Below are 10412 nucleotides of genomic sequence, written 5' to 3' on the forward strand. Positions count from 1 at the left end.
TGGACTGTCTGCATTGCCCTCAGGAATGTGGGCTTTATCGATCCGCTTATAGGAACGACTGAATCGGGCAGAGTTTCGGCAAAGAATAGGGTGGAATGGCCCGGCAGGAAATTACCTTTTCGTGAGGAAGCGGCCACTCTGCACATAAAACGTGAAAAGGGCGGCCAAAGCCGCCCTTCTCTACCAGTTCAGTTTGCCGGAGCAGGAGCCGTAGTTCCCGCCCGCGGAGTGCGGTTTCCATCCGGTGTCTCGAAGTATTTGAAGAAATCCGAATCCGGCGAAAGAACCATCGTCGTGTTATTGTCACCGAGGGCCGAAACATAAGCCCGCATCGAGCGATAGAACTCGAAGAAGCTCGGATCACGCTGAAACGCTTCGGCAAAGATCCGGTTACGCTCTGCATCGCCCTGACCGCGTAGGATTTCAGAATCCCTCTGAGCCTCGGAAACCAGCTCGACGACCTGACGATCAGCTATCGCTCGGCGTCGCTGACCTTCTTCGTTACCGCGAGCACGGATCAGTTCGGCCTCGGCCAGACGCTCGGACTCCATGAGCTTGAAAGTCTGTTCGGAAACGTCCGGCGTAAGATCGGTACGGCGGATGCGAACATCCTCGATCCTGACGCCCAGCGTTTCAGCCGCAGTATTAAGATCGCGATGGACCTCGGTCATCATCGATGCCCGTTCTTCCGACAACGCTGCTTCAAAACCGCGAAGACCGTAGACACGGCGAAGACCGGAATCGAGACGCGTCCTGAGACGCGATTCAGCGGATTCCCTATCGCCCGAGACGGTCTCACGGAAAAGTCTCGGATCAGCGATGCGGTATACGACGAATGCATCCACATCGTAGAATTTGCCGTCATTCACCTGAACACGAATATTGTCCAGATCAAGTCGCAACGCGCGCTTCTCGACATACTGAACACGATCTGCATCCATGAAAGCAAAGGGCAGCTTGAAATAGAGGCCGGGTTCGCTCTTGACCGACTGGATTTCACCGAACCGGATGACAAGTGCCTGCTCGCGCTCGTTGACGACAAAAAGCGACGAATAAGCGAGAAACAGAATAACGGCCAATCCAACGAGGAAGGCTGGAAGACGGTTGGAATTCATCGGCTTCCTCCCTGCGGCTGTGCGGCCGGATTACGCATCATCTCGTTGAGCGGAAGATAAGGAACTGCTCCCTGCTGCTGACCATCCATGATGATCTTGTTCGAGGATTTCAGCACCGCTTCCATCGTTTCGATGAAAATACGGCGACGCGTCACTTCCGGTGCATTGGCATACTGGTCGTAGATGGAAATGAAACGCTGAGCCTCACCCTGTGCTTCGTTCACGACACGGTCGCGATAAGCGGAAGCCTCTTCGCGTACCTGGGCCGCTTGACCGCGTGCTCCACCAAGCTTCTGGTTGGCGTATCGGTTCGCTTCCTCCTTCGCTCGGTCCTCATCCTGCGTTGCGCGCTGAACTTCCTCGAAAGCATCAGCAACTTCACGTGGCGGCGAAGCATCCTCGATGGACACGGCATTGATCGCAATACCCGAACCGTAGCGGTCCATGGTCCCTTGAATGATGTCGCGCACCTGGGTCGACATGGATTCACGACCGCCGCGGAAGATATCCTGCGCCGGGCGGCGTCCAACCACTTCGCGCATCGCGCTATCGGCAACCTGCTGAAGCGTCGCAGCCGGCGTCTCAAGGTTGAAAAGATAGGACTTGGGGTCAGTGACCGTAAACAGAACTGAGAATTGAACGTTGACGATGTTCTGATCGCCCGTCAGCATCCAGCCGGCATTCGAGCTCGATCCCCTGGCTGCACCGATATTCTGCTGCTGCTCGGTAACCTTGACGATTTCGACAGTTTCAAACGGCCACATGTGGAAATGCAGGCCCGGCATGGAAACTTCTTCCTTGGGCTTTCCGAACCGCAGTTCGACGCCTCGCTCGTCCGGCTGCACCGTGTAGATCGACTGGAAAACCAGGAATGCTGCAACCACGAGCAGCACGATAACCACCGCACCGCCGTTGAAGCCGCCGGGTACGATCCCCTTCAGCCGATCCTGACTGCGGCGTATGATGTCCTCGATATCGGGCGGACCGCCATTGCCACCGCCGCCATTACCGCGCGGACGGTTTGGTCCTTGTCCCCATGGACCTTGATTGTTACCGCCACCGCCGCCGCCGCCCCATGGGCCGCCGCCGCCATTCTGATTGCTCCAGGGCATCAAAACCTCTTTGTAAGTGTCTCCCTTCCCTCGCGCCGCAACTGATCGAAGAGCAGCAAGGGTTCCTGCCCGTTATAGGTATCAGAAGCTCAGCTTTCAACGCGACTTCAATAACTTCCAAGTCAACGGTAACGAAATGTTTCAGTTTGCCGCGTTTTTCCGCCGGTAGACGGAAAAACGCGTGGGATAATTGTCCTTGTCTCCGGCAGGAATTGCCTCTTCGGACACTTTCTCGAAGATATCGGGATCAATGTCAGGGAAGAACGTGTCGCCATCCGGAATATCTGCTTCGACATGCGTCACATAAAGCCGATCAACGAAATTCATAGACTGTCGGTATATTTCGCCTCCCCCGATAATGCCGATTTCGTCGGCACCGGTCGCAGCGGCGATCGCCTGCGCGGTATTTACCGCCTCTTCTACGGAGCCGGCCAACTGCACGCCTTCGATGATACGCGACACGTCACGCGTTACCACGATATGTGGGCGGCCGGGCAAAGGCTTGCCGCCGAACGAATCGAGCGTCTTGCGCCCGACGATTATCGGCTTTCCAAGCGTCATGGCCTTGAAACGTTTGAGGTCGGTCGAAAGCTTCCATGGCATATCGCCATCGCGACCGATCACGCCGTTGCGGGAAACGGCAACGACTATGGAAAGCGGAGCTTTCGCCATTACACTGCTACCACGGCCTTGATATGCGCGTCGGCGACATAATTCTCGAGTTCGAAATCCTCGAACCTGAACCCGAAGATATCCTTGATGTCAGGATTGATCTTCATTGTCGGCAGCGGCTTGGGATCACGCGTCATCTGCAGCCGCGCCTGTTCCATATGATTGGCATAGATATGTGCATCACCGAACGTATGGATGAATTCGCCAGGCTTCAGCCCCACGACCTGTGCCACCATCATCGTCAGCAGTGCGTAGGAGGCAATGTTGAAGGGTACGCCCAGAAAAATATCGGCAGATCGCTGGTAGAGCTGGCAGGAGAGCTTGCCGTCGGCGACATAAAACTGGAACAGGCAATGGCACGGCGGCAGCGCCATGTCGTCCACCTGAGCCGGGTTCCATGCTGAGACGATATGGCGGCGGGAATTGGGATTGGTCTTCAACCCCTCGATCAATTGAGCGATCTGATCCACATGCCCGCCATCAGGCTTGGGCCAGGAACGCCATTGATATCCATAGACCGGGCCGAGATCGCCGTTCTCATCAGCCCATTCGTCCCAGATTCGAACGCCGTTTTCCTTCAGGTAGGCAATATTCGTGTCACCCTGCAGGAACCACAGAAGTTCATGGATGATCGACTTCAGATGCAGTTTCTTCGTCGTCAGAACCGGAAAGCCGTCCGACAGATCAAAACGCATCTGGTATCCGAAGACGGAGCGCGTGCCGGTGCCGGTGCGGTCACCACGATCGCTTCCGGTTTCCATCACATGCCGGAGAAAGTCGAGATACTGTTTCATGGGTGTCTAGCCGATTCCTGAGTTTCAGGACTTACATAATAGCATGCCGGCCGCACACCAATCACCTGCCGGTGACGCAAATCCGCTTTCCCCGGCTTTTCACTATCGTCACACCAATATGACAAGACCTCTTTTCAACGGTCACGCAAACACCTATATCAGCCGTGCCGGACTTCGGTTCGGATATGGCGATAAACGGTCGGTGTAATAAACCTATTGGACCCGGGGGCGATAGGTGAGGCGCGACCTGAGTGAGTCCACAGTCATCTCGACATCTCGTAGATCAGGCTGAAGCAGCGCGTTCCCCCATAACGCTGTAGCTGATTCAGCCTGATCTTACACGACGCCCTTGTCCGAATGCGTAGCATGAGGCTTGTAGAGCTTGAGCTTTCGACGCGAGCATGGCGGCTTTCTCAACCTAAGTGAGGCACCCCACCGAGGTTACAGTCCAACCTTCCGTATCGCCTTTACGATGGCATCTCTCCGTCCACGCATAGCCTGAGCCGTATCGAGAATTGTTGGCCACTCGGGCGGATCTTCGAAGCCCCCTCCCCAATTGCTGTCGATGAGCTCGTCTAGCACCTCACAGGACGCAACATCGTCACACGACAACCTGTAGAGATCAGCGTGCGCGAGTTTGAGCTTTATCGCCAATGGGAAGACGAAGGCCGAGATCACCATATGTTTCTCTGGCTCGAAGTTAGAACTGAATTGGTCTCGAGTTCCCCTATGGGCTTGTGCCGATCTCGCCTCGTACAGCTCCTTCATCCACTTCTGGCGTATCGGCCACCTGCCTTGTTCCGATTGCCATTTGGCATCGCACTTGAGCCACAACGACTGCGACATCCGGCGGCAGGGAAATTCCAAGAAGAGTTCAACCAACGCCTTGGATAGTTGAACAGCAATGCCACTTGTCTGCGACGATCCGAGCAGCCGTTCGAACGCCATTGCCGACAGCATGATACAAGTTTGGTCGTCCAGTTCAGGCGCTTCGCTATGTCCGAGTAGGAACATGTCCAGAGCGGCACCGATAGCCGACCATAGCTCTGGAGACTTCCTCTTTGCCTTTATGACCGCTTTTATCAGACCGGTGTTGACGACATCGCAACGAGTAGCCTCGATCTGGTAGGGCTGCTGAAACACGGTTTCGGTCACTTTACGTCCACCGACCCTTAAGCTGCTGCCCCTGCGTGAGTATAGCATCGAAAAATATGGCGATGCGGCCATCGCGACATGGTTCACGGGCCGGAACATCGTCGAATTCATATGCCCGTGGAATACATGGCTGCCGAGAAACCTCTGCTCTGCCAACGCACCGAGCGCTAGCAATTTCGCAGCGCCAGCGGCGGAGGGCCAGCGACTATCTGGCATGTCCCAAGGAATGGCACTGCGCGGTCTCACTATAACGGTGCAGCGCTCTATTGGATTACCGGACTGGTCCACATGGGTTCGGATCGTTGCCGCTAGGCTTGGCAGAAGGGTTCGCCGTGAACTGCCTGCCCCCACTGCTCGAAGCGCTTCGAAACCAGCACCCACATCTCCAACCCGAATGGAATGTATCGACGAGTGCCAACCTGGAAGCTGCTATCTTGGACGACCACCTCGACATGGCAGTGATCCTAAATCCGGTCGGTCACGAAAAGATGACGCTGGAGGCTCTGGGCACCCAACCGACCACATGGGTCATCCCGTCGACCTGGAACTTGCCGGAGCCGATCACGCCTAAGGATCTCTGGCTCAAACCTGTGGTGTCGAACCCTGCACCGTCAGCGATGTACCGTCAGGTAACGGGCTGGTTTGCTGCCGACGGCCTGTCACCGAGCCAACTGAGCGTCTGCACGAGTGTCGGCGTCATAGCGGAACTTGTCACAGGAGGATTGGGGGCCGCCGTTCTGCCAGTCAGAATGGCGGAACGGTATATTGAGCAAGGCCGAATGCGATTGATCTCCTCAGTGCCACCAATCGAGAACGGCCGTCTTTACATTGCAATACGAAGCAGCATCCAGGATGCCAAGGTGACCGCCGTGGGTAGGCTGATACGAAACGTCGTTGAAGATCTGAGATATCTGGGGGAAAAGTCATAATGGCCGCAAAAGAAAGAAATCCGGACCGATGCTCCAACTCGTAACGGACGCATCACCGCCTTGACCGAAGCGACCCTCGAGGTTCCTCCTCAGTGGCACCATTCTAAAATGAGATATTCAGGACTGCGACATGTCCTACCCTACAACGGGCAAAGCGCAATCGCGGAGTGCCTTCTATCCGGCGACCGGAACCGATGCCAATTGGTCAAGATGCCCGCCTCGCTGCCATTAGCCGCCAGTATTTGTCTTAGCGAGACACTCTGGAAGGCAATTCCAAAATAAACTCGGTCTCCGACACAGTACCACGTCGGATCAATCACCTCTCCAGCGTGGTTGACCAACCAGGCATGTTCGATAGGTATCGGCAAGCTCGGATCAATTGCATAGCCCTCAGCGTAGTAGATGTCCGTTCGCACTACCGCATAGGCGGTTGAGTTCTCGTAGCAGCTCTTAATCGGCCCTCTGATAAGCCAACCCGGATCCGCTTTCGCTGGTTCGAAAACGCGTCCATAGTCTCTCAGAGCTGAAGATGGACCCAGCGTCCTCTCATCTGTCGCGAGCCAGGAAACGTGCTCTCGCAGTAGATCCAAAGCGTAGGCACCATTCTCGCTATCTTTGACATCGGCACAAAGTCCACCAGGTCGCCATTCGGTGACAAGCATAGCTTCGAAATCTTCTGCTAAAAATTCTGGTGCTCTGATGGACATAGACGCCTTTATTTATCGATCCCTAACATCAGGGTTGACCGGATTAGTCCCCCCGTCAACATTGTAAGGGCCGTCAAAGTTTGCCCCCTTCTGACAAAGCTTCCAATGGCGTCCGTGGAATCCCGTCTCAGCTCGGATCGATTGCGATGGCGATGGCGACCATAGAAACGGATCAAGCATATCGGGGAGAGTAAGATGGTTGAAAGGGCAGCCGATAGTGACGCGAAACATAAGAAGCAAGGTTCAGCCCAACCATCTACGGAAACTCAGGCCGACTATTGCGGCATCCCGCTCGACGAATGGAAGGAAGCCCTTCGAAAGGATGTCGTGGAGCGATTTGGCTCGGCTCCAGCTGATCTGCCGCCGAAGGGTGAACCCGGTTGGTGATGTCAGTCTTGCACCTGCAGACGGGCGGCGATTTTCCGATCGATGATGGCTTGCACTTCGTTGAGAACGCTTTTCAAATGAGCACCGTCGAGAGTTCCAGCTTTCATCAGCTCCTTCGCCAGGTATTCGACGGCATCTCGGTGGAGGTCAAGGAGATGAAAGGCCACCGGAAAGCTTAGCTCAAGCCTCCGGCTGATCCGGTCAATCAGTCCAGGTTCCGCCGCAATCCCGGCGACAAAATCATCGCACTCTCGGTAGACCAGTTTGTGCTCTTTGCCGAAACCAAAAGACGTCTCAAGCAAGTAGGCCAACTTCGTTACCCTAGCCAAATCGCTGCTCCGCCCACCACCAGCATACACAGAAGGATCGCCAAATATGAGCTCTTCAGCCGCTCTTCCTGCGAGCCCGACAATTATTAGGTGCTTGATGCGTTCTTCCGTTGCTACGCCATCAACAAAGAACGCGGCCGTGACCGACGGATTGCCATTACCGTCGTTCAACGTGATCTGATCAAAGTCCGTGAAGCCGAAAACCATCCCTATAATTACGTGTCCAGCCTCATGATGAGCAAATCGCCATCGAAACGCTTCTGGAGGCATTGGCCGAATAGAATCAAGGGCTCTTTCGACATCTGCGTGCGCAAGCGGCCGCCCTTCCCTTCTCGCAGTCCTTTTGGCCTGCCGGACTACAGCCTCAACGTCTGCACCAGTCATTCCCCTAGCCCTCTGAGCAAAGCTCGCAAGAATGCGCTTCTCCGCTGTCTGCGGGTGCACCGTTGGTATCATCAAGACCATCACTAACTCGCTCGTTTACGATTGGCTGGAGAATGTTGAGGGTGCGGTTTTGACAACGCTCGCAAGATCGGTGCTCAGATATTGCCGAAATATGCCTTCAAGCGCGTTTGCATCAGGCAGCCCTACCTCAATGTGCGGCTTTAAACGCCCAGCTCGCCTTAAAGCTGGGTCGATGTCGTCGGGTCGATTCGTAGCGCCCACAAAAACCAAACCTTCCGGCCGCAGTGCAGGATTAAGCATCTCAAGCATGTTGTTTACGACGCTCTTCCAGTAGTCAGAGTATTCATGCTCCGAGTTTGCTCGGCTGCCGATGGAGTCGATCTCATCGACAAAAATTATCGCAGGCAGGTGGGCGGCTATTTCTGTGAAGGATTTCCTCATGGCCTTCAAAACCGACCCAAGGTACGAAGGCTGGAGCCAACTAGAAACGGATGTCTGGAGCAGCGGGAGATCGAGCGTTTTTGCCAAGCTGCAAGCGAAGATTGTTTTTCCAGTTCCGGGCTGACCGGAAAGCAACAATGTGGCCCCAACGTCTTCCCATTGAAGACGTCCTTCTCGCCATAGCTTAAGGTCGCTCTTCAGATCTTCCGTCCACTCGTAAAGCTGCTCCGGATAGCCAGTGATGGCGTTGACCTCAAGCGCGGATGATATTTCATGCGATGCCGAGCGCAAAACTGCAGTCGCCCCCTTGGATTTTACTGTCCCAGCTTCCCGCTCGGCGCGGCTCACAGTGGGAAACGCTGCGGCTCGTTCCTTAGCGATCGCGGCGAGACGGTCTGCCGCCAGGGCGGCTGAGTTTCCGTGGCGGACAGCGAGGTCCAGATCGTCGAGACAAACGTAACGGAGATCGATGTCATCGAATGACGCCCTCAGGACCTCGCCAGTGATTATCTCAATCGTCCGGTTTAAAAGATCCGGGCTCAGTCCTGGGCACGTACTCTTCAGGTCCGCAACTTCTCGAAATGGCTTCGGGATACCGGTCTTGAACTCGGAGATGGCCAGCATGGGTAGATGGCCTCTGGTGGCCTCGGCAATCCATTCTCTGTCAGTATCTGCCCCGTAAAGAGATCCGACAATCGTCAGGATGTTACGCCGAACCCCACGCTTGGCTGCCGACCGAACTTCGCCACGCGAGCTGGTTTGGCCAACTTTTGTGATGACGGATTCACCTGGCAGGAGAAGACCGCGCTCCAGAAGTTGCACAATACGCTCCTCGAACCCATCGACTTCGCAGAGGATCGTGGAAATTGATCGCGGCTTGGTAATGCGGTCTAAGATTTCTGCCAGGGACAGCCCCGTGTCGTCAAGGCCGTCAGATAGAAGAAGTACGGCCGCAACGTCGCTTGGAAGAAGCCTGACCACGTCTCTATGGATGAGGTGGAGGAGATCGACCGGGGGTGACGTCGGTCGGGGCGACACGTCTTCGGCTCCGATTTTATCGCACTTCGGCTTCTGGCCGATAGATATTTCTCGAGCCCCGCTCCTCTTGATTTTTGTCGGCTGGAAAAATTCATCGACGACAATCTCACCGTCTGAATAGATGAAACGGTGACGCGGCCCCAGCCCCAGACCCAATTGCTCGAAGTCACGAATAGCTCGGAGGAGCTCCTGCTTCGTCTTGGCCGACGCGGACTCCGTGGATCGCAACCGAACACACGATTTGGCCCCGAACTCAAATCGGGTCGCGTCGATGAAGCCGTTTTCGATCGAAGCTGCGATCAGGTCCGCAGCATGCGCGTGACGGAGACGCCTGAGGAAGTGCTCGGAAAGCTTCTGTCCGACAGATGGCTGTGATCTCGCTGAGGTCGTCATCAGACGTCACCAGTCTTCAACTGAGTGCCCAAGCGAAACCAGCGCGATCTCGTCCTGGCCAATCCGACGTCAGGAGCAAAGAGCACGAGCTCTGAACTCGTAAACGGGAACTCACGCCCAGGAAATCCTGGATGTCCGTACGCGGCACCCTGAAGGCAAGGAGCTTGGCGTGTAGATATCGACCAATCCTCGAGCAGCGGGAATTGTCCGCTGTCACCTACCGTGGACAGAGGATTGGAAATCACGAATTTCAGATCGTCAACGAGACGATCGTATTTTGAGATTTCGTGCAGATCATCTTGCGATGGAAAATCGTCTCGACCTTTGCCGATGATAATCACGCCATAAACTCCGATCGTCATGGATGTCAGCGCATCAATATTCCGGTCCAAGCGCACGCGACTCAGGAAAACACCGGAAAAAGCCGCTGATGGCTTCGCGTAACAAACGAATACATTTTGACGCATCAGAAAGTCAATTTGATTTTTTAAAAATCTCGATTATCCTTGCCCTTGACTCTGGCGCGAGATGGCAACTCATGCGAGATCATGTATCCGCGCGACGAAATAATCCCTTTAATTCGGGCTGGGCGGGCTTTGCTCAATTTGAGCCAAGACGAGCTTGCAACGAAGGTCGGCGTGAGCCGATCTGTCATCGCGCGTCTTGAAAGAAATGAGGCATCCGTCAGCCTGGATTCAATCGACCGTGTCCGGCTTGGTCTCGAGCGAGCAGGCGTACGTTTCATGAAAGATGCCAGCGGCAAGCTCATTGCTGTCGGCTTCGACGATTAGAAGTAGACGGAGTCGATGCGTCCAAATCCCCGTGCCTGGCTAGTGCTGGCGTACGGACTTGGAGGCATCAGGTTACGCCCGGCTCTCCTCTCTCTAGCTCCCACGATCAAACGATAGTCGACCCATTTGTGCACGAGGGCGTCC

General features: G+C 55.2%; 11 protein-coding genes. 3 read left to right on the forward strand and 8 right to left on the reverse strand.

Features of this window, described 5'->3' with window-relative positions; all coding sequences use genetic code 11:
* Window positions 1–188: 188 nt before the first annotated feature.
* The 5 genes from hflC to ACI3K0_RS01445 form a co-directional block, all read right to left on the reverse strand.
* Window positions 189–1115, reverse strand: a complete 927-nt coding sequence (gene hflC, locus ACI3K0_RS01425; RefSeq protein ID WP_148147649.1) for a protease modulator HflC — start codon at window positions 1113–1115, stop codon at window positions 189–191.
* Window positions 1112–2227: an FtsH protease activity modulator HflK gene (gene hflK / locus ACI3K0_RS01430; protein ID WP_148147648.1), complete on the reverse strand. Its 1116-nt coding sequence runs from the start codon at window positions 2225–2227 to the stop codon at window positions 1112–1114. Before hflK ends, hflC begins: the two co-directional genes overlap by 4 nt.
* A gap of 141 nt (window positions 2228–2368) precedes the next feature.
* Window positions 2369–2899 (reverse strand): dihydrofolate reductase, encoded by a 531-nt coding sequence (locus tag ACI3K0_RS01435; protein ID WP_183821503.1) that lies wholly within the window; start codon window positions 2897–2899, stop codon window positions 2369–2371.
* Complete coding sequence (locus ACI3K0_RS01440; RefSeq protein WP_183821502.1) at window positions 2899–3693, reverse strand: thymidylate synthase; 795 nt, start codon at window positions 3691–3693, stop codon at window positions 2899–2901. Before ACI3K0_RS01440 ends, ACI3K0_RS01435 begins: the two co-directional genes overlap by 1 nt.
* Window positions 3694–4134: 441 nt before the next feature.
* On the reverse strand, window positions 4135–4848 hold the full coding sequence (locus ACI3K0_RS01445) for a hypothetical protein (protein WP_404944820.1): 714 nt from the start codon (window positions 4846–4848) through the stop codon (window positions 4135–4137).
* A 302-nt stretch (window positions 4849–5150) separates the two neighbouring features.
* Here ACI3K0_RS01445 and ACI3K0_RS01450 point away from each other — a divergent pair, with 302 nt between their 5' ends.
* On the forward strand, window positions 5151–5777 hold the full coding sequence (locus tag ACI3K0_RS01450) for a substrate-binding domain-containing protein (RefSeq protein ID WP_404945106.1): 627 nt from the start codon (window positions 5151–5153) through the stop codon (window positions 5775–5777).
* Between the two features lie 902 nt (window positions 5778–6679).
* Complete coding sequence (locus ACI3K0_RS01455; protein ID WP_404944821.1) at window positions 6680–6871, forward strand: hypothetical protein; 192 nt, start codon at window positions 6680–6682, stop codon at window positions 6869–6871.
* Between the two features lie 2 nt (window positions 6872–6873).
* Here ACI3K0_RS01455 and ACI3K0_RS01460 read toward each other — a convergent pair whose 3' ends face one another.
* The 3 genes from ACI3K0_RS01460 to ACI3K0_RS01470 are packed head-to-tail and all read right to left on the reverse strand — an operon-like array spanning window position 6874 to window position 9944.
* On the reverse strand, window positions 6874–7665 hold the full coding sequence (locus tag ACI3K0_RS01460; protein WP_404944822.1) for a hypothetical protein: 792 nt from the start codon (window positions 7663–7665) through the stop codon (window positions 6874–6876).
* 15 nt (window positions 7666–7680) lie between these two features.
* A complete protein-coding gene (locus tag ACI3K0_RS01465) occupies window positions 7681–9477 on the reverse strand; it encodes an ATP-binding protein (RefSeq protein ID WP_404944823.1) in 1797 nt (598 codons plus the stop codon).
* The gene (locus tag ACI3K0_RS01470) at window positions 9477–9944 is read right to left on the reverse strand and encodes a hypothetical protein (RefSeq protein ID WP_404944824.1); all 468 of its coding nucleotides are present in this window, start codon (window positions 9942–9944) and stop codon (window positions 9477–9479) included. The genes ACI3K0_RS01465 and ACI3K0_RS01470 overlap by 1 nt, the downstream gene beginning before the upstream one ends.
* A gap of 81 nt (window positions 9945–10025) precedes the next feature.
* On the opposite strand from ACI3K0_RS01470, the gene ACI3K0_RS01475 reads away from it, so the two are divergent.
* On the forward strand, window positions 10026–10268 hold the full coding sequence (locus ACI3K0_RS01475) for a helix-turn-helix domain-containing protein (RefSeq protein ID WP_404944825.1): 243 nt from the start codon (window positions 10026–10028) through the stop codon (window positions 10266–10268).
* Window positions 10269–10412 lie beyond the last annotated feature (144 nt).

Origin of the sequence: Rhizobium sp. ZW T2_16, from assembly GCF_044987325.1 — a bacterium.
Taxonomy (GTDB): Bacteria; Pseudomonadota; Alphaproteobacteria; order Rhizobiales; family Rhizobiaceae; genus Neorhizobium; species Neorhizobium cellulosilyticum.